Here is a 19,689-nt window from a genome sequence, read left to right on the forward strand (position 1 = left end):
CATTTTTCACTCTTCACTCTTTCCCTCCCATGCCCGTCATTCTTAAACGAACTTTTTCCACGCTCACGCTTTGGGCGGCGATCATTTCATTGCTCTATTTTGTCGGCGCGCACGCCGCTGTTTGGATGGTCGCGCTCATGGCCGTTGTTTCCATTTACGAGTTCAACAAACTCACGCGCGCCATCGGCCATCATCCGTTTCAGATCATGAGCATGGTCGTCGCGGGGCTGATGATCATCGTGCCCTATTATTTCCCCCAATGGAATTTCACCGCGACAGACCTGCTTGTCGTCGGCGTGCTCGGCACCGCCATCCGCATACTCGGCGAACGCGATCCGGCCACTCGCACGGAAACGCTTTCCTCGACGATTTTCGCGCTCGTTTACGTGCCGCTCATGCTCGGTTATTTCGTGCGCATCATCGGGCAATACACCGCGCCCAGCGCCTCGGCCGGCGTGCTGTTTTTTGTGTGGGTCGTGATCGTCACCAAACTTTGCGACACCGGCGCGCTCCTCACCGGCATGGCCTGCGGCAAGCATAAGATGACACCCGTCATCAGCCCGAAAAAAACATGGGAGGGCGTGGTCGGCGGCGTCATCACCTCGGCGCTCATCAGCGCGCTCTTTGCGTGGCTCTTCGCGCGCTGGCTGCCCGCGGGTTTCACGCCGCTTTTCGCCGCGCTCGTCGCCCTGCCGCTCGCCGTGCTCGGCGTGATCGGCGACCTCGTCGAATCCATCATCAAACGCCGCGCCGACATCAAGGACTCCGGCAAACTGGCCCCCGGCATCGGCGGCATGTTCGACATGACCGACAGCCTCATTCTCACGGCGCCCGCGGCCTTCTGGCTGCTGCGCCTAATGTAGAATGTGTAATGAATAATGTAGAATGTAATGACGCATACGCTCTCCTGAAAATTCTCCATAACGAATGTCCTCCGACCATTCTTCATTCTCCATTCCTCATTCTTCATTAGCCACGCGCCGCAGGCGCGTGGCGTTGCTCGGCGCGACCGGCTCCATTGGTGAAAACACGCTGCGCGTCATCGCCGCGCATCCCGACCAGCTTGAGCTCGTCGCCGTCGCCGCGCATTCGAATTGGGAAAAGCTCGCCGGCATCGTGGAAAAATTCCGCGTCCCCCACGCCGCCCTCTTCGACGAAAAAGCGCGCTCTGCCTTTCAATCCAAAATCCCAAATCCAAAATCCAAAATCACCCTTCACGCCCCCGGCGTGGAGGGCCTGCTCTCGCTCGCGAAACTTCCCGAGGCCGACACCGTGCTCGTCGCCGTCGTCGGCACGCAGGGGCTCCATCCCGCGCTCGCCGCGATTGAGGCCGGCAAGACACTCGCGCTCGCGAGCAAGGAAATCCTCGTGCTCGCCGGCAAGTTCGTGATGGACGCGGCCCGCCACCACAACGCGCAACTCATCCCCGTGGACAGCGAGCACAACGCCGTTTTCCAATGCCTCGCCGGACGCCCCGCCGACGCCGCCGTGCGCCGCGTCACGCTCACCGCGAGCGGCGGCGCGTTTCGCGACTGGTCCGCCGAGCGCCTCGCGACCGCCACGCCCGCCGACGCGCTCCGGCATCCGAATTGGGCGATGGGGCCGAAGATCACCGTCGATTGCGCCACGCTCGCCAACAAGGGGCTCGAGCTCATCGAGGCCCAAGTCCTCTTCGGCCTGCGCCCGGAGCAATGCGCCGCGGTGCTCCATCCGCAAAGCATCGTGCACGCGCTCGTCGAGTTCACCGACGGCGCCATGCTCGCGCAACTCTGCCCGCCCTCGATGACGTTTCCCATCCAGCACGCCCTGCTCCACCCCGCGCGCAGCGCCGCCGGCACCGAAAGCGCGCTCGACCTCGACCGCCTGCTCGCGCTCGAATTCCGCCCCGTTGACGAAACGCGCTTCCCCATGCTCGCCCTCGCCAAGCAAACCATGCGCACCGGCGGCTCCGCCCCCGCGATCTACAACGCCGCAAACGAAATCGCCGTCGCCGCCTTTCTCGAAAACAAACTCCCCTTCCCCGGCATTCCGCGCACCGTTGAAAAAACACTCGCCGCCCTCGCCGCCGAGGCCGCGCGCGACCCCGCCACACTCGACACCGTCCTCGCCCTCGACGCCGAGGCCCGCCGCGTGGCGGAAACATTCCTGTAAGCCTCTTTGGAGTGCGGCGGCAGAGGGCGAAGCCCGGCGACGCCGCTTTCGCATTCACAGTAAATCCGCAAACCACTCAAAGCGGTGTCGCCGCTTCGCTCTGCCACCGCACTCCAAAAAAATAACCATGCCCGCAAGCACCATCACCGAACTCACCACGCCGCGCCTCCGCCTTCGCCAATGGCGCGATTCCGATCGCGAGCCGTTTTTTGAGCTTTGCCGAAATCCGCGCGTGATGGAGTTTTTGATGCCCGTCGATGACCGCGCCGCGAGCGATGTCATCATGGATCGCTGGGCCGCGCACATTGCCGGGCACGGCTGGGGTTTCTGGGCCGTCGAATTGCGCGAAACAATTGCCGGAAACAGCGCGCCCGTTTTCATCGGTTCCGTCGGCCTGCAAATCCCGCGGCACCCGTTCCCCTTCATGCCTTGCGTCGAGGTCGGCTGGCGGCTTTTCCCCGACCACTGGGGCAAAGGTTATGCAATCGAGGCCGCGCGCGCCTCCATCGACTTTGGTTTTAACCGGCTCGGCCTTTCCGAAATCGTGGCAATCACCACCACCCGCAATCGCCGTTCGCAATCGGTGATGCAACGCCTCGGGATGACGCCGGGGAACCCGCCCGCGTTCCGGCATCCCTCGATCCCGCACGATCACCCGTTGAGCGAACACGTCCTCTACCGGCTCGGCGCTGTGTGACGAAAAAGTTTTAAGACTGAAAATGAAACAGCGCGGGTTTGAACGCCCGCGCTGTTTTTATGAGGTCCGATTTGAAGTCGTGACGATGACAAGATTTGGGCCGGCGGATGAGTGAATCCTCACCCGCCAGCCCAAACCCCGGTTTGGTGTGCTAGGCCTTAGTCATCATCTTCATCATCATCGTCGTCGTCGTCATCTTCGTCCTCATCATCATCTTCGTCCTCATCGTCATCATCATCGTCATCGTCGTCGTCATCATCTTCGTCCTCGTCGTCATCATCGTCGTCATCGTCGTCGTCCATATCGTCGTATGGGACATAGTCGTCTTCTTCGGGATCGAGGCCGCCCTTGGTGATTTGGGCGAGGCTCGGATAGGAACCGATGTCGTCAATCATGTGGCCGAAGATCATCGCGTCCTGCTTGCTGCAGGTGATGCCAAGCGCGTTCAGCGAAATGAATATGTATAATCCGAGCGCGCGGTCTTCTATATTGCGATGGCTTTCGAGGTGGGCGGCGCGATAGGCGAACTTCGTGTAGAGAAGCTCCTTGAACTTCTTGTCCTTCAGCGCCTCCTCCAAGCCGTGCTCCTTCATGATGCAATCGATGTCGTCCTTTGCGTATTCGTTGTCGTCGTGGAGGAGCTGCGCCACGAGGAAGTTCATCGTGTCCTCGTCGGAGGCGGAGTATTTCCACTTGTTGAGAAGCGCGGGAACGTGGCGGCCGCCGTCGGGCGTGTCGTCGTTGAAGCGCGCGATGTAACAGCCGATGGGAATACTGTCGCAGAACTCCGTGTGGTCCTTGAGGTATTTCTTGTCCGCGAGCGCGAGCGCATAAACGGCGTTTGATCCGAGCGGCACCTCGGCATCGCGCATCATCGGGTCCTGTTCATAATTGCCCAGGGATATCTTGCCGATGAACTCGGCGAGGATCGGGCGGAGTTTTGCGTGCGAGGCGACGGCCATGTAGAAATCGAGCTCGTTGTCGCCGCTTTTGGCCTCGTGCGGGACGAACTTGCCGCCCTTGACCGCGCCGTAGGCGACGCCCTTGTTTTGAACCGCGTCCGTGTATTGGTGATACTGGTCGTTGTGCTGGCGGATCACTTTTTCGAGCGAGGCCGCGTCGCCAAAATCAACGACAAACTGATTGGCGCCGAGCTCGACGCCGCCAACCGTGCGAGCCTTTTTGTCGGACTCGGTTTCGATTTGCTCGACACGGTCGAACTCAAAACCGGTGCTGCACTTTTTCATGATGAGGTCGTTCATCGTGACTGCCATCGCCGCGGCGGTGGGGTGCGTGAGCGTCACGGCCGTCTCGGGCGTCTCTCCGTGGACGATGGTCGTGCCGTCGATCTGCATGAACCAGTCCTGCTTCTTCTTTTTGTTTTTATAATAGGTGCGTGTAATCATTGTATTGTGTTTTTTGTTGGGTGGTTTTTTCCGATGGTGGAAATTATATTAGGTCGGAGGCGCCGGGCATGCTTCCGGCTCCGGCTATTTGCAGCACAATCTCAACCTTTTGCTCGTTGTAATCGACCTCGAGCATGTCGAGCACGGGGGCGATATAGTATTTGAGCAACTGGTCGTAGCGGCCGCGGGTGTGATCGTGGTGCCTGGTGGCGTCGACAAAAAGGTGGCCGATGAACGTGTCCCGCTTCTGCCCCTCGTTTTTCAACTCGGGCAAAATATGCTCCACGATGAAGCCGAGCGTCTCGATCCCGTGCTGGCCCGCGCCCGTGCACGCGCGGGTGGCGAGAAGCGCGAGCACGTTGTCGTAGTCCTTCCACTTGGCGGCGATGGAAACGATCTGGCCGCCTTGGTAAACCTCGTGGTCCATGTCCATGCTGCGCAGGAGTTGTATATATTTCGGAATATATTTCTGGTCCTGCATCGCCATGGCGTAGGCGGCGTTCATGCCCTTGGGCACCTCGTCGTTGCGCCAGGCGCCGTCGGAGTCGATGGCGAGGTCGATGTAGGCGAGTATTTTTTTGTGAAGCTCGGGAAAGGCGGCCGCCGCCGTGTAAAAGGGGATTTCGCTGTCGTAGCCGATGTCGTCGGCCCTGAAATCATATTCCTTAAACTCGCCGTCCTTTTCCTCGCCGAATTCATAGTCGGCCATGTCGTCAAAGTTTTTGATGAGGAAGTTGAGCACGCGGCGCATCTGGTCCTTGTCCTTGAGATCGACGGTGATCTGGTCCTCGTCGCCCTTGTAACATTTTTTGTGATCCTCGGCGTCGTAAACGTTGAGCTCGGGATACAGGCTGCGCGACACGCCCTCGGCATCGTCCTCGTCGACCTCCTCGCCCTCCGGCTTGATTTCGGGGTGATAGGTGTTGGCCTTGTATGCGTCCTTGTCCGACTCGTCGGGGATCTCGCCCTCATACGGTTTTATATATTCGGCAAGGGCCGTGAACTCATCGAGGTCGTCGCGCGGAATGCCGCTGCCCGTCATGAGAACCACGCCGCCCGCGGGCGCGTCGAGGACAAGCTGGCAGCTTATGGTGCCGATCGGCGCGGGCGTGACCGAGAGCGCCTTGACGGGCATCTGCAAATCGTCGGGCAGGCTCGCGCTGATGTCCTCATACATGCCGCTGTAGTTTTGATAATAAAACTCCGCCGTGTAATCGGGCATGTGCGAAATGGAAATGGTGTATCCGGGCGCCGCCGCCGGCGGATCGATGGCGAAGGTGCCGTCACCGCTTTTGCAAAAGAGGTAATGCTCACCGTCGATTTCCTTGTAACGGCGCTGCTTGAGGTCCTGTATCTTGCTGTTGTAATTTTTGGGAATCAAAAATTCGATTCCGGCATTCCGGAATACAACATGAAATGGTTTTTTGAATAGTCGGGATTCTGTGTCGAGTTCTGGTTTCATGGGAAAATGATAATTCTAATTATTTTTAAACAGAGGAGATATTAAATGAAGCCCAACGGGCTTCCGTCCCCTAGCCCAGGGTTGCGAGCGTAGCGAGCCACCCTGGGAACAATGAACATAATAAACAACCCCGAAGGGGTTGCGGCCTGTGTGCCCGGCGCGTTTTCGAAAGACGCAACCCCTTTCAGGGTTGTGTTTTCTTTTTTATAAACCCCGGGGTAGGCGCTCGCAACTCGCGCCAACCCCGGGCTAAGGGATTCATCCCCGTTGGGGATGTGCGAGCGGTCGTTTTTCGTTCTCATGTCGGTATTATTTGCGTTCCTTAATATTTTTACCCGTCAGCCGATCACATAGAGAAGGTCGCGCTCGGCGTGCTTGTCGCCGCCTTTCTGGCTGACGAATATGCAGCCGTCGGAGATGTGCATGTGGCGCTCGACCTCGTCGCTGCCGGTGAACCACGGAAAATGCCAGTGGTTCCACGCCTTTGTGTTCAAATTATAAACTCCCAGCCTTCTGTCGGCATGGGAGAGGTGAATAAATTTGTCGCCCGCGATCGTCACCGCGCCATCGGACTCGCAATCGGTCACCGTCAGCGCCTTGTTGCCGTCGATGACGCAGAGGCGGTATGTGTTTTTTTCGCGATTGCCGTCGGCGTCCTTTTGGCGCGGCTGGAGGGAGGTGAATATATACAATTTCCCGTCGCGGTGCATGACCCGGCGCACGCTGTAATCGCGCCAGCGCGAGTCGTCCTCAAATTCGTGCCCCGTGGGGAGGCATTTGCCCGTGCCCAAGTCCAGCCGGTGAAGCTCTTGATGCAAAAGCGCCCACGCGGTGTCGCCGACCAGAAGCATGGGCGAATCGTGTATGTTAACGGACTGCTCGTCGGTCTTTGCGCCGCTGGCAATGTCCACATAACAAAGCATGTCCTCGCCGAGTTTCGGGGAGATAAAGACCGCCTGGTTTTTCCAGAGCAAAATCTGGTCGGGCGCGCGCTCGTCCTGGGTGAGTTTCCAGTGCTGCGCGCGCGCCGCGATATCCACGGCGACGACGGCCCGCCCCGCGCTAAAAATGGCGAGCCTGTCCTCGTGAATCTGAACGGGCGTCCGGACTTCCGAGCCCACGCCGACACTCCAAAGCTCCGCACCGGTGGCGGGATCAAGCGCGCCGAAACGCTTGTCGTCGAGTCCGCAATAAAGCGCGCCGCCGTGCATCACCGGATAGTGCACGCCGGCATGACGCCAGAGGATTTCCCCCGTGATGCTGTTTATACAATGCGCCTGGTTGTGCAGCCCGATAACGAGGATGCGGTCCGGCGCGAGCGCGGTTATATAATCAATATCATATTTGCCGAGGGCGAGCGCGGCACGGAGCGTGAGTTGCGAGGCGGGCGCGTCCGGCTTGCCGGCAATAGGCACCGGACTCCACGCAATCGCGACATCGCCCGGCGCGCGGGACTTGGCGACGTATTCGCGAATCGCCTCGTCGTAACCCTTGCGGACATCGAGCTCGACCATGATGTCCTCGGGCGTCCGGCCGGTTTTGTTTTTCGCAAAAGGATTCGCGCCGTGCTTGAGCAGCGCGCGGGAGGCATAACGCCCGACGCGCGGATTGCGCAGCGCCAGATGCAGCGGGGTGTTGCCGTCATTGTCGCCGATATTCGGGTCCGCGCCGCCGTGGATGACGAGGTCCTCGATGGCGTCCTCGGTGTGAAGATCCATGAACTGTTCCTCGCTGGCGCAAAGCGCGGCGTAGTGCAGCGGCGTGCGACCGTTCGCGTCGCGGGCGTCCACATCGGCGCCCAGACGGCGGAAAAGCCGGTGCAGTTTTTCCTTCTCAAAAATATCCGAGCTTTGCACGCAATGCAGCGCCGTCGCGCCGTTGTCGCGATAGCGGCGGGTGACATCCGCGCCGGCGCGAAGCAGCGACCAAAGCGCGTGATGGCGGCGCATGTGCGGATCGCGCGCCGTGGCGTTCGGCGACGCGTCGCACGGCGCGTCCAGCCCGTCGATTTGCGGCTCGTGGCGCGCGTGAAACAGGAGCGGCGTCATGCCCTCGTTGTCGGCGCAATCGACATCGGCGCCGGCCTTTTTCAAAATGAGCGTGAGCATGTCGCGGTCGCCGATCGCGCCGGAAAGCCATTGCTTGAAACGCTCCCCGGGCGAGGCGGGCTCCTTGTATCCGGCGGCCTCGCGCAAATCCCTCCACATAATCGAGCTGACGCCCGCCAGCACGGCATTGTGAAAATTGTCCACGCCCAGAAATGCGTTTATCTGCTTGCCGAGCGCGGAGGGCGTGCCGGAGCCGGTGAAGTTGTAATAGAACAGCGCGTTGCGGCCGAGCGAATCGCGGGCGTTGGCGTCGATGCCGCGCTTGATGAGAAACATCGCCACGATGATCGCGTCGCTCTCGTGCTCCGTAAAACAGGCGTGGTGCAAAAGCGTGCGCCCCGCCGAATCGCGCACGTTTATTTTGCTGAACGGACGGGAAAGATAACGCTCGATCAAATGCGTCCCGCCATGGCGCGCGGCGCGGAAAAGATCCTCCAACGGAATTTCGCCGTCATCGTGCGCCGCGGCAAAATGCTCCACCTCGGCGCTCATTTTTCCTCGGGCATGCTCAATCGCCGTGAGACCGCCGCCATGATGGCCGCGACTGATCGCGCTGACCTTGGCGCCCGCCCCGACGAGACGGCGGACAAAATCCAAGTCGTGCCCGTAATGCTCAAGCGCCGCATGCATCACGCCAAGCCCGCTTTGCGGATCGATCGACGAACACTGCGCGCCATGCCCAAGAAGCCAGTCGGCAAACGGACGGTTCTTCGCCACAATCGCGCGGCAAAGCAGGTGTTCGCACGCGGCGGATTTTAAGTCGAGCCCGGCGCGCCCGATGATCTCCACGGCAAGCTCGGCGCCGACGTGCGGCAGTATTTTTATGACGTGCGGATCGCGCGCGACATCGTGGCCGGAATCAAGCATGACGCGCACCATGGCGTCGCCCCGCCCCGCCGCGGTTTCGATGTGCCCGGAGCCTTGAAACGCGAATGTCTTTATCAGCGGAGTGAAAAGCCGGACGATTTCCTCGTGCCCGTTTTTGATGGCCTCGTCGTAAGCGTGCCCCCACTCGGTCGCCGCGTCGGGATCGAGACCCTCCTTGAGAAAACAGCGGACGGCCTCAATGTCGCCCTTGCCGCAAAGGCGCAGAAATTTGCGAACATCCTGGTCCTGTATGCCAAGCGAAGGACGCGAAAGAACGGATTGCGGCGCGGCAGCCGGCGCGGGAGGCGCGGACGCGACCGACTGAAAAGCGCTCGCGGCGGCGGCCAGCGCCCCGGCGTCCGTGACTTCCTCAAACCCCTTGCGCACGCGCTGCGCGACAAGCGCGGTGGCCTCCTTTTCGCAAACCTCGGACGAGGGAAAAGTTTTCGTTTCAAGTTTCCCCGCCGCCGCGCCGCCGATCTTCCCCGTCAACGTCGAAAAGCTGCTCCCGCTGATCTGCAGATACCAGTATTTGTTCGAGATTCCGTCGGAAAAAGTGAAAGCGCGAAGGGACATGTGGACAAGGGATGCGTTTTTTTAAAAAAGTGGGATGCAGCGAAACCGGACGTGAAATGTTTACAATGCTTTATGGGCAAAATGGAAAATAACTGTAAATTTCCAAGAAATCCCAACAGTCCGAAAAGCGAAAAAATATTTTTGCCGCCCGCCGCCCGCCAAGCAGCCGATTCCCCGGCTGCCTTACAAAATTGTAACCCCGCCAATGAAAAAAACCATTGAGCGCATTGAAGATCCCTGTCGATAATCACGCACTAGTCACCGCGTTCCGTCGTGTTCACCACACATAGCCAAAGCGCACACAGTCATTACGGCCCATCCCCCTTTTTTCGTCCCTCAATTTTTCAATGAATCTCATTCAATCAATTTTTTCCAATGTCTGGTCACTTGCCTTTGCTATCTTTCTGCTGGGGTTTACCATATTCATTCATGAGTTGGGGCATTTTTTGGCCGCAAAAAAACGAGGTATGAAAATCGATCGATTTTCCATCGGATTTGGCCCCAAAATTCTGGCATGGAAGGGAAAGGACGGCGTCGAATACAGATTGTCGTGGATTTTGCTTGGCGGATATGTGGCCTTGCCACAACTCGCCGAGATGGAAGCCATCGAAGGAGAATCAAAAATTGATGCCGAAAAACTGCCTCCCATTTCTTTTTCAACCAAGGTAATTGTTTCCGCGGCGGGGCCGTTGTTCAATTGTATCTTTGCATTTGTCCTCGCCACGATTCTATGCGCCATTGGACAAAAAATACCATCCGGTGCCCAAGGTCCGGTGGTTGGAAACATTCAAACCACGATTGAGACAAGCGACGGTAATGTGGTGCAAAGCCCCGCCCTCCTTGCGGGCATCAAAGCCGGGGACACCATCCTTGCCGTCGATGGCAAGGAGGTTTCTACCTTTGATGAGATAAATGCACGAATCATTCGCGGTTCTGGTCGCGATGAAAAATCCATGCCCAAGGTCACACTGACAATCAAACGCGGCGACACCGTGCGTGATGTGGATGTGTTTCCAGTTTATATAACGAGGGAACGCATACGTGAAATCGGCATATCATTCGCCGCTCAAATCGAAATTGCGAAAGTGATGACCGGTTCTCCCTCGGAAACAGCGGGCCTAAGGGTCGGAGACATTGTCACTCATATTGACGGCAACCCCATTTTAGCCCCGGGCATCATTAGCGAACATATAGCCATTACTAAGGAAAAGCCTGTTACAATTTCATACATTCGAGACAACAAGCAGTCGGAAGCAGTTATTTTGCCAAAGAAAGAAAAAAGCCCAAACTCTTCAGAGTCGGCATACCGGATAGGCATCGCGCCTTGGTATGTGATGACAAAGATACACATCGCTCCATGGACACAAGTATCCAACGTGCTTGGCGACACGTGGGAAAACATCAAAACGCTGGTGGATCCGCGTTCCGATATCGGCTTGGACAAAATGAGCGGCCCCGTCGGCATTGTCACGATGCTCAGTGCCACTGCCAAAAGAAGCATGACCACAGTCGTGCTATTGATGATACTGATCAATATCGGACTCGCTGTTTTCAACCTGCTTCCGATTCCCGTGCTTGATGGAGGGCATATTCTGTTTGCAATGATCGCAAAAATCCGTGGACGCCCACTGCCCGCAAACATCATCATGACCACGCAAAGCGTTTTCATGCTGCTCCTGCTTTCGATGATGGTTTATGTGACATTCTTCGACGTGCGTCGCAATCTCCCGCAATCCAAGTCCCCGCCCGCCGCGCAGCAACAAGCGCCAGCTGAACCGGCAACCGAGGCACCGTCGAAATAACACCGCGTCGCCGCCGCTGGCGCCTAACGGCAAGCCGTCCGCAAATACACAGGGACGATTCGAATCATTCCGTTTTCCGGCTTCAGTTGCTCGCCGGCTCCGTCGACATCTGCGGCAGCGGCGGGGGTTTGGACGCCGCGTATTCATCCGGTGGCGCGCCTTTGCGCGTGGCGAGACACAACCATGCCACACCCGCCGCGAGCAACGCCACCCCGCCGAGATTCATCCACCAAGTGTTTTCCCAAAATAATTCGGCCTCAGGCACGGTGTTCATTTTGCTCATGAAGTAGAGCGCAACCGCATTGTTGAGCGCGTGCACAAAAACGCAAAGCGCCACCGAGCGCGTGCGCATGTAAATCCACCCCAGCACCAGCCCGATCGTAAACGCCGACACCGCCTGCCACGGATTCAAGTGCATCACCGCGAAAAACACCGCCGACAGCACAATCGCCGTCCACGGACGCAACCTGTTAAGCATTCCGCGCAAAAACACCCCCCGGCACAAAAACTCCTCTGTGAAAGGCGCCACCATCACCAGCGTCACCGTCGAGCCAACCGGCCACTTTGAGACATCGCCCATGTCGCCCATCAACCGCTTGAACGAGTCCGACATGGGCAGCAATTCCTGAAAACGCACGTCCAGCTCGTTGATCAAGATTATCATCCCCAGCCCGATCAGCAGGACCGGCACGAACAGCAACACCGGCTTGGCGCGCCACACAAGCGCCGCGCGCCAGGGCACCCGCACGCTCTTCATCTCCCAAAACATGAACACAAGCCAGGCCGATGTGTTGCCAACCGCGGCCACCCAAGGCGAAGTCATTGCGCCCATCAAGGCCTGCAGCGTCAACGCCTCGCCCGCGCACAAAAGCCGCGCCGCCGCAAACGCGGCAAAGATCAAGGCAACCACTTGGTTCAGCGCGATAAAACACAGCATCCATTTGAGAAACACGATGACAGCGCGGCCCTTGGAGTAAGATAACATGTTCGCCAAAATTAGCAGCCCACACATTATAGTCACGCGAAAACCTCCAAACGCATTCGGCAAGCATTCCCGGCGTTTACAAAAACGAATGCTTGAACTCGCCCGACATTCCCCGTGAATTACCCGCGTGCAACCACCAGCGCAGGCGTAGCACAATGGATAGTGTAGCGGTCTCCGAAGCCGTTGATCCGGGTTCGACTCCCGGCGCTTGCACCATTTTCTTTTCAGAGAAAGCCGGAGGGAAACTTTGCTTTTGGGGAATCCCCAAAAACACCCCGCCTCGGCATTGGCTGCCCGACATGGATTCGAACCATGACTAGGCGAGTCAAAGTCGCCTGTGCTGCCATTACACCATCGGGCAAATTAGGAGGGATGACGTTGGCGCGATTCCCTTGCACGTCAAGTGCGGGATTTCACATGGCGTGATTTTTCACATATCCGAGTTTTGCCCAAATATCGCATGTCCATCCGCCTTCAGGGCGCTCATCGCGGCTGGAAGCGACTTCGATTGCACCAGGATGTAATCCGTATTGTGGGTCGAGAGCGCAAAAATGCTGATGCCCTTCGACGAAAGCACTCCCGTGATCCGCGCGAGGATTCCCACAAGCGAAAAGTCCAGAATGCCTTCAATTTTCAAGACGCGCCAGTCGCGCTGGATGCTTGCGCACACTGCCGATGCAGGCACCTCGCCTTCCTCGCACACAAGCGAGATTTCATCACCGGTGAGTGTGAGCGAAAACAACGCACTGGGTTTCGCCTCCATTGGAAACGCAGGGACGGAACCGGTAAGTTTTGCGACGACGTAAGCGCCCGGGAGCAACTGGAATCGAAACTGCATTGTCGGGGTATCGGGCCGGGACCAAGGGTTAGCGTTTTCGTCTCTTTCCCGCCGGCTTTTTCGCAACGGCAAACGATTCGTATGCGGCGGCAAGCGCGGGCGGAATGCGGCCCTCGACATACACGCCGGTGTCAAATTGCTCCTCGTGTTGCACATGGCCGAGCTTGTGCAGTTTCGCGACAAGGTCGTAACGGGCGTGGGGAATATACAGCCGCGCGGACGCGTATTGGTCTGCGATCAGCCCGGCGCAACGGGCCAGCAGGACGTCCACGTTTTCACCAGTAGCCGCGCTCACAAAACACGCGTCGGGCGCAAGCGCCAGCGCATGCGCGCGCGCAGTGTCATCGGCGAGGTCGGTTTTGTTAAAGACGGTGACAATGGTCTTGTCCGCGGCGCCGAGCTCGTCGAGCACGGCGAGCGTCGTGGCGTGGTGCTTTTCAAAATCGGGGTTCGAGACGTCGATAACGTGTATCAGAAAATCGGATACGATCACCTCCTCAAGCGTGGCCTTGAACGCCTCGACGAGGCGGTGCGGCAGGCGCCGGATGAAGCCGACCGTGTCCGTGACCAGGAGCTTCTGGTTGTTTGGCAACACGAGCTGGCGCGTGGTCGGGTCGAGCGTGGCGAAGAGTTTGTTTTCAGCGAGCACCTGCGCGCCGGTGAGCCTGTTGATGAGCGTGGACTTGCCCGCGTTGGTGTAGCCCACAATCGACGCGGTCGGCACCGGCACGCGCATGCGGCGGTGGCGCTGCACGTCGCGCTGGCTGACGACCTTGGAAAGCTCAAGGCGCAGGTGCGTGATGCGGTCGCGCACAATGCGGCGATCCTGCTCGAGCTGCGTCTCGCCCTCGCCGCCGAGCTTTCCGCGTCCGCGCTGGCGCGAAAGATGCGTCCACGCGCGAGTGAGGCGCGGCAACGAGTATTCCATGCGGGCGAGCGCGACTTGAAGGACGGCTTCGCGCGTGCTGGCGCGCTCGGCAAAAATATCGAGAATCACCTCCTCGCGGTCGATAACCGCGACGCCGGATTCCTTTTCCCAGTTGCGCTGTTGCGCGGGCGAGAGCGGCTCGTCGATGACGATCAAGTCGGCGTGCGCGGCACGGGCCGACGCGATGACCGCGTGCGTCTTGCCCGAGCCGAGCAGCGTGGCGGCATTGGGCGCGCGCAAATTGACAAGCTCCTCGGAGACGACGCCGATGCCGAGGTTTTCAACAAGTTCGCGAAGCTCATCGAGCAACTCGCGGGCCTCGCCGGGTTTCATGCCCGGGGTTTGCACGCCGACGAGAAAGGCGCGCTCGCATTTCTTGGAATCATCGGTCGATGGCGTGGCTGTGAGAAAATCTGCCATGTGTGTTTGAAAGCGCGTAGAGGAAGCGGGAATCGGGCAAAATGGAAGCCGAAAGCGTCGGAACGGAGAGAGGAGGCGATCTTTCTTTTAATTGCGCCCTTGCGAACGGATGCGGCGCGCCTTTTATCCGTTCCCATAGACTTGGAACAGGGTTTGGCTTCGCATGCGTTTATTTCTCTCAACTTTTCTTTTCATCATGACTTCTCTCGCGACATCCGGGCAGTTCGTTTATTTTGGCACTTACACACGCAAACCTCCGAGCAGGGGGATTTACGCGGCGGGGTTTGATGAAAAAGTTGGCGCGACATCCGAGCCGACGCTGGCGGCGGAAGTGGCGAACCCGACCTTTCTGGCAACGCATCCGACACTGCCGGTGCTTTACGCGGTGGGCGGCGACGACAAGACGGGCGGTGTTGTGCTGGCATACGCGATTGATCCGAAATCGGGAGGGCTCACGCTTATCAACCAAGTCGCCGATGGTGCGACAAACGGCACTTACATCTCGGTCACACCGGACGGGCGCACAGTGCTCACTGCGCATTATTCGGGCGGGTATTTGCAATCGTTTCCGATTCGCGCGGACGGCTCGCTCGGCGAGTGCGCGTCGCGTGTCGAGCACACGCTGACGGGAAAACATCCGCAGCAATCAGCGCCTCATCCGCATTGCATCAAAGTGTCCCCTGACGGATGCTTCGCATTTGCGGCGGACCTGGCGGCGGACAGAATTTTCTCATATCGCATCACATCTGAAAGCAAACTGGCCGACAGCAAAGTGGCCGCGGCGCTTGCGGAAGGTTGCGGCGTGCGGCACCTGGCATTTTCCCCGGACGCGCGGTTCATGTATGCGATCAACGAGCTGGCCGCAACGGTGACGGTTTTCGCCTACGATGCCGCGTCGGGCGGGTTGCGCGAAATCGAAACCGCCCCGACGGTTCCCCCGGATTTTTCGGGACGCCGCTGGTCGGCGGAAGTGGCGATGCATCGCTCGGGAAAATTCCTGTATGCGTCAAATCGCGCGAACGACGAGAGCATCGCGGCGTTCGCCGTCGATCCGGCGAGCGGGCGGCTGGCGTTCTTGCAGCGCATGGGCGGCCTGGCGCACCCGAGGCATTTTGCGATCAGCCCCGACGGCGGCTGGCTGCTCTGCGCGAACCAGGATGCGAATGACGTCGCAAGTTTCCGCATCGACGCGACGACGGGGAAACTCGCGCAGCCCGCAAAACGATTTGGCGTGCCGGCGTGCGTGTGTGTTGTGTTTTGGCTCGCGAAGTGATCCCGTCCGTGTTTCTCGAAAAATGAGTGTTCCGCGCATGCGTTTTTGTATTTTGGGGAGCGGCAGCGATGGCAATTGCGCGCTGCTCCAGACTCCGCGCGCGCGCGTGCTGATCGACGCGGGATTTTCCGCGCGACGCACGAACGAACTGCTTGCGGGCGTGGGCGAGTCGCTTGCGAACATCGACGCGGTTTTTATCACGCACGAGCACGGCGACCATGCGTCGGCGATCTGCGGGCTGGCGAAACACGCGCAAATAAAAGTGTTCGCGAACCGGGCGACGGCGCGCGTTGTGCAGGCAAAACTAAAGCACACCCCGGCGTGGCAGTTGTTCGAGACGGGCGCGCGCTTTGATTTCCTCGATCTGCAGGTGGAAAGTTTTTCCGTGCCGCACGACGCGCAGGAACCGGTGGGTTTTTTGTTCACGCATCAAGGCGATGCCGCGCCGGAGAACAACGGCGCCGCGCACAGCGTCGCGTGGCTGACCGACCTGGGGCACACGCCGCGACACATCCACGAGCGCATTCGCAACGCCGAGGTGCTGGTGGTCGAGGCGAACCATTGCCCGGAAATGTTGCAGGCGGACAAGCGGCGCCCGTGGTCGACCAAGCAGCGCATCAGCGGCCGCCACGGGCACCTCTCGAATCACGCGGTGCGCGAACTGCTTGAATCCGTGGAGAGCCCGGCGTGGCGGCAAATTTACCTCACGCACCTCAGCCGCGAATGCAACAGCGCCGAGGCGATCCAGCGCGCGCTTGCCGGAATCGACGCGAAACTGCGGTGTCCGTTTGCCATCGTGCCCCCGGGCGAGAGCACGATGTTTTATGAGTTTGCGTGAGGGGACGAAATACGCGGTGGCGGAACAAGCCCGCGGTGAGTGGTTTTCAGGAAACGCGAAAAGCAAGGGCGTGAAATCCTGCCCCACGCCCTTGATCCTCACGATCGCTCAATCCTCACGGGCCAATGCACCCTCGCATTTTTGAATGATCGTAGCATCCGCCTGAATGGTCATTGCCGCGGCGGTATAGATTTGAAAAGCTAGGCTCTTTTGAAATTCGGCGGCATTGCCCTTGTGCAATGCAAAGGCGCGATGCTTCCATTCGCCTACTTGCGCCTGCAATCCGCCGTCCATCGGATAAATAAACGCGGAGCCGTCGTAGAGAACTTTCTTGATTGCCTTGAGAGCTTCCGTCCGGGGCAGTTTTTTCCCCTTGAGTTTTTCGAGCGCCGCCATGAATGCCTTATATGACTTCAGGTTCTTTTTGGCCTGCGCTTGAATACCAACCAGCTCCCCATCCTTGGTTTTCCCCTCACCGATGACAAAGGCGTCCTTTTCACAAAATGCGGTCACGGCTTTGTTTTTGTGAGCCGAGCATTTCGCAAGCGCGGCGCAGACCGAGTCAAAATGCGTTTTAACCGGAAGTTTTGCGGCATCTCCGCCGGCGGAGGACTTGGTTTTTTTATCCTCTTTTTTTGCATTCGAGGCCAACTCGTTTTCGATGTCGCCTGCTATTTTGTGCGTGCCAACGGCAATTTTGAAAACACGATCACAAAATTCAACGATCTTCTCGCTCGACTTGTTGTTTTTCTTTGCAGACGTGGCCGCCGTGCAAATTTTGTCGCAGACAATCTGGATGTTTTCGCATTGCTCCGCGGTTGGATTCTTGTGGGCGAATTTCAAAAGCACATCAAGTGTGTCGAGATGCTTGGTAAGGTCATAATCCTTGAGCGGTTTGACTTTTTTCCATGCCGCGGAGTCGTGCGTATTGCCGAGTTTCGAAGGTAGCTTGCTCATGTTTGTATATATTTTTTGGTTGGCTTTATGTGGATAATTATCGCACCAAGACAGTAATGTATTGTGCGGTTCGCGTTCGAAACCATGGATCTGTCATGATCGCGTTCAATAATGATGTGATTATAAACCAGAACCAATTTTATAATCCAACGGATAACAATGGTGTGACGGGCCGCAATTGGTTTTTGGGCGCGATGAGCGAGTTACCCGAAGGCGTGGAGACCCCGGCGTGGCGGCGAATTCGCCACGCGCTTTTTTCATAAAGTTCGATTCACCTGCCCCGGGTAAAACGACATTGGATAATGCGCGCTCACACAGGGGAACCGTTGCCGATGAGCTGCGAAAGGCAATCGGCTCCCGCTGGTCGCGCTTATCACGCGGCCCCGGCGAGCACGGGAACAGGCGGCGCGACGCTCGCCGCGCGAACGGGCAGCTTGAGCGTGAGGATGCCGTTGCGAAGGTCCGCCGTCATCGTGGACGGATCGTAACCGTAACCGACGCGCAGGCGGAGCATGTAGTCGCGCTGCACGCGCTCGAGCTGGAGGCCGTTCCAGTTTCGCCGGATAAATCGTTTTTTGCGCGCCGTGATCGTGAGATCGGGGCCGTGCATCGTAATGTCCACCCCGGTTGCGTCGACGCCGGGAACGTAGACGATGAGTTTCATGGAGTCACCTTCGTGCTGACAATCGTAGTGCGGATTGCGGAACTCGGATTTGGCAATGCGGTTGCTACTGTCGGTTTCGGTTGTGGTGTCGGTGTGGATCATTGTGTGCATGTGTGCAGTTACTCCTCTCTCGGGTTTGAGAAGGCCGGGCTTGATTGGCTAAAACGTGTTCCGAAAGAAAAAACGGATGTTTATGCCGTATTGCCCGTGCCGTTCGTTTTCTTTGTCCAGGACATGACGGAAATCTGTCGCAATTGAACGCAGAAAACACACGCGCGGGCCTTCGTAAACGAAGCGCCGGCGTGGCTGCGATAATGCTGTGATGACAGATTCATGTGATGGACTTGACGAGTGACATGGATATTCGTCCACAGGTTCCCGACAAGTTTTTATTTTGTCCCGCGAATATTTCGCATAGATTTTACCCGATTATGAAATCACTGAATGATGATAGGACAACGGTGGCCGAGCTTAAGGCGCGCATCCTCGCGTTCGTGCACGAGCGCGAATGGGAGCAGTTTCACGCGCCCAAAAACCTGAGCATGGCGCTCGCCGCGGAGGCGGGCGAATTGATGGAGCATTTTCTCTGGGCCGAGGCCGGCGCGTCCCGCGACATTGCAAAAAATGATCCGGCCCGGCGCAAAAAGATCGAGGAGGAGCTCGCCGACGTGATCATCTACGCGCTTGAGTTTGCAAACGCGACCGACATCGACGTGGCGTCGGCGATCGAATCAAAGATGGAGGCCAACGGGAAAAAATATCCGGTCGAGAAGGCGCGCGGGCGCTCGGAAAAATACACGGAATTATAAAATGCGATGGTAGGGCGAACCGTCCCGGTGAGCCGTTGCGTGAAACACGATTTCGGCTCAGCCGGAGGCTTCGCCCTACCTCGAAAAACAGAATGACAAAACTTTCCCAAAACTATCAGGCCCGCTTCGGCGGTGCGGGACGATTATTCGGACGCGAAGGGCTGGCCCGTTTGCACGACGCGCATGCGTGCGTGGTGGGCGTGGGCGGCGTGGGCTCGTGGGCGGTCGAGGGGCTGGCGCGCTCGGGTGTCGGCGCGCTCACGCTCATCGATCTCGACGATGTGTGCGTGACCAATGTGAACCGGCAGCTGCCCGCAATCGAGGGCGAGATCGGACGGCCCAAGGTCGACGTGCTTGCGCGGCGCATGCGGCTGATCAATCCGGAAATCCGCGTCGAAACACTGCCGGAGTTTTTTACCTCGGCGACAGCGGAGCGAATGCTTTCGAAACGCTTTGATTGCGTGATCGACGCGATTGACTCGGTGACAAACAAGGCGCTGCTCATCGCGGGTTGCGCGCAACGCGGACTCGCCTGCGTGACGGTGGGCGGCGCGGGCGGCAAGCGTGACGCGAGCGCGATCCGCACGGGCGACCTCGGCGAATCCGTCAGCGATGATTTGTTGCGGCTGGTGCGAAAAAAATTGCGCCGTGACCACGGGTTCGCGCGCGGCGAGGGAAACCGCTACGGCGTGCGCTGCGTGTATTCGGCGGAGAAGCCGGTTTATCCGTGGGCGGACGGCACATGCTCGACCGAGCAGGAACCGGGGAGCAATCTGAAGCTCGATTGCGAGAGCGGTTTTGGCACGGCGGTGTTTGTGACAGGGGCGTTCGGCCTCGCGGCGGCGGGTGAAGCGGTGAGGCTCATTGCGGAATTGCCACGGGAAACTTCAGGCGCCTAACTTCAGGGC

The 19,689-nt window shown here is 58.6% G+C and carries 18 protein-coding genes and 2 tRNA genes; 11 read left to right on the top strand and 9 right to left on the bottom strand.

The features are described from left to right. Positions 1-29: 29 nt before the first annotated feature. From M2103_RS12160 to M2103_RS12170, 3 genes are all read left to right on the top strand, one after another. On the top strand, positions 30-863 hold the full coding sequence (locus tag M2103_RS12160; RefSeq protein WP_236918992.1) for a CDP-archaeol synthase: 834 nt from the start codon (positions 30-32) through the stop codon (positions 861-863). A 64-nt stretch (positions 864-927) separates the two neighbouring features. After that, positions 928-2,151 carry a 1-deoxy-D-xylulose-5-phosphate reductoisomerase gene (gene dxr / locus M2103_RS12165; RefSeq protein ID WP_277510891.1) on the top strand — a complete coding sequence of 408 codons (1,224 nt, stop codon included), beginning with the start codon at positions 928-930 and terminating at the stop codon, positions 2,149-2,151. Between the two features lie 127 nt (positions 2,152-2,278). After that, positions 2,279-2,848: a GNAT family N-acetyltransferase gene (locus M2103_RS12170; protein WP_277510894.1), complete on the top strand. Its 570-nt coding sequence runs from the start codon at positions 2,279-2,281 to the stop codon at positions 2,846-2,848. 158 nt (positions 2,849-3,006) lie between these two features. Here the strand turns inward: M2103_RS12170 and M2103_RS12175 are convergent, their stop codons facing one another. The 3 genes from M2103_RS12175 to M2103_RS12185 all read right to left on the bottom strand — a co-directional run bounded on the left by M2103_RS12175 (position 3,007) and on the right by M2103_RS12185 (position 9,267). Then, a complete protein-coding gene (locus tag M2103_RS12175) occupies positions 3,007-4,254 on the bottom strand; it encodes a hypothetical protein (RefSeq protein ID WP_277510897.1) in 1,248 nt (415 codons plus the stop codon). 43 nt (positions 4,255-4,297) lie between these two features. Further along, positions 4,298-5,635, bottom strand: coding sequence for a hypothetical protein (locus tag M2103_RS12180; protein ID WP_277510900.1), 1,338 nt, complete (start codon positions 5,633-5,635; stop codon positions 4,298-4,300). Between the two features lie 419 nt (positions 5,636-6,054). Next, complete coding sequence (locus tag M2103_RS12185) at positions 6,055-9,267, bottom strand: PQQ-binding-like beta-propeller repeat protein (RefSeq protein ID WP_277510902.1); 3,213 nt, start codon at positions 9,265-9,267, stop codon at positions 6,055-6,057. A 347-nt stretch (positions 9,268-9,614) separates the two neighbouring features. Here M2103_RS12185 and rseP point away from each other — a divergent pair, with 347 nt between their 5' ends. Next, entirely contained in the window at positions 9,615-11,069 is a 1,455-nt protein-coding gene (gene rseP, locus M2103_RS12190; protein ID WP_277510904.1) for an RIP metalloprotease RseP, read from the top strand. An 82-nt stretch (positions 11,070-11,151) separates the two neighbouring features. On the opposite strand, the gene M2103_RS12195 is transcribed toward rseP, so the two are convergent. Next, complete coding sequence (locus M2103_RS12195) at positions 11,152-12,210, bottom strand: type II CAAX endopeptidase family protein (RefSeq protein WP_277510906.1); 1,059 nt, start codon at positions 12,208-12,210, stop codon at positions 11,152-11,154. Here M2103_RS12195 and M2103_RS12200 point away from each other — a divergent pair. After that, a tRNA-Arg gene (locus M2103_RS12200) sits at positions 12,196-12,270 on the top strand. The two genes, M2103_RS12195 and M2103_RS12200, sit on opposite strands and share 15 nt — an antisense overlap. 71 nt (positions 12,271-12,341) lie before the next feature. On the opposite strand, the gene M2103_RS12205 is transcribed toward M2103_RS12200, so the two are convergent. From M2103_RS12205 to hflX, 3 genes are all read right to left on the bottom strand, one after another. Next, positions 12,342-12,415 (bottom strand) — tRNA-Gln (locus M2103_RS12205). Between the two features lie 69 nt (positions 12,416-12,484). Further along, on the bottom strand, positions 12,485-12,892 hold the full coding sequence (locus M2103_RS12210) for an ACT domain-containing protein (protein ID WP_277510907.1): 408 nt from the start codon (positions 12,890-12,892) through the stop codon (positions 12,485-12,487). Positions 12,893-12,920: 28 nt separating this feature from the next. Continuing rightward, positions 12,921-14,240, bottom strand: a complete 1,320-nt coding sequence (hflX, locus tag M2103_RS12215; RefSeq protein WP_277510908.1) for a GTPase HflX — start codon at positions 14,238-14,240, stop codon at positions 12,921-12,923. 196 nt (positions 14,241-14,436) lie between these two features. Here hflX and M2103_RS12220 point away from each other — a divergent pair, with 196 nt between their 5' ends. Then, the gene (locus tag M2103_RS12220) at positions 14,437-15,513 is read left to right on the top strand and encodes a lactonase family protein (RefSeq protein ID WP_277510909.1); all 1,077 of its coding nucleotides are present in this window, start codon (positions 14,437-14,439) and stop codon (positions 15,511-15,513) included. A 37-nt stretch (positions 15,514-15,550) separates the two neighbouring features. Beyond that, a complete protein-coding gene (locus tag M2103_RS12225) occupies positions 15,551-16,351 on the top strand; it encodes an MBL fold metallo-hydrolase (protein ID WP_277510910.1) in 801 nt (266 codons plus the stop codon). 108 nt (positions 16,352-16,459) lie between these two features. Here M2103_RS12225 and M2103_RS12230 read toward each other — a convergent pair whose 3' ends face one another. Beyond that, positions 16,460-16,864: a hypothetical protein gene (locus M2103_RS12230; protein ID WP_277510913.1), complete on the bottom strand. Its 405-nt coding sequence runs from the start codon at positions 16,862-16,864 to the stop codon at positions 16,460-16,462. Positions 16,865-16,876: 12 nt separating this feature from the next. On the opposite strand from M2103_RS12230, the gene M2103_RS12235 reads away from it, so the two are divergent. Together M2103_RS12235 and M2103_RS12240 are read left to right on the top strand one after the other, a co-directional pair. Continuing rightward, entirely contained in the window at positions 16,877-17,299 is a 423-nt protein-coding gene (locus M2103_RS12235) for a hypothetical protein (RefSeq protein ID WP_277510915.1), read from the top strand. Positions 17,300-17,403: 104 nt separating this feature from the next. Then, entirely contained in the window at positions 17,404-17,571 is a 168-nt protein-coding gene (locus M2103_RS12240) for a hypothetical protein (RefSeq protein WP_277510917.1), read from the top strand. Between the two features lie 110 nt (positions 17,572-17,681). On the opposite strand, the gene M2103_RS12245 is transcribed toward M2103_RS12240, so the two are convergent. Further along, positions 17,682-18,074, bottom strand: coding sequence for an Hsp20/alpha crystallin family protein (locus M2103_RS12245; protein ID WP_277510918.1), 393 nt, complete (start codon positions 18,072-18,074; stop codon positions 17,682-17,684). A 329-nt stretch (positions 18,075-18,403) separates the two neighbouring features. Between M2103_RS12245 and M2103_RS12250 the strand changes: the two genes are divergently transcribed. Continuing rightward, positions 18,404-18,781 (top strand): nucleotide pyrophosphohydrolase, encoded by a 378-nt coding sequence (locus tag M2103_RS12250; RefSeq protein ID WP_277510919.1) that lies wholly within the window; start codon positions 18,404-18,406, stop codon positions 18,779-18,781. Positions 18,782-18,873: 92 nt separating this feature from the next. After that, on the top strand, positions 18,874-19,680 hold the full coding sequence (locus M2103_RS12255) for a tRNA threonylcarbamoyladenosine dehydratase (protein WP_277510920.1): 807 nt from the start codon (positions 18,874-18,876) through the stop codon (positions 19,678-19,680). The last annotated feature ends 9 nt before the right edge of the window (positions 19,681-19,689 follow it).

Source organism: Ereboglobus sp. PH5-5, assembly GCF_029504805.1.
In the GTDB taxonomy this organism is placed as follows: domain Bacteria; phylum Verrucomicrobiota; class Verrucomicrobiia; order Opitutales; family Opitutaceae; genus Ereboglobus.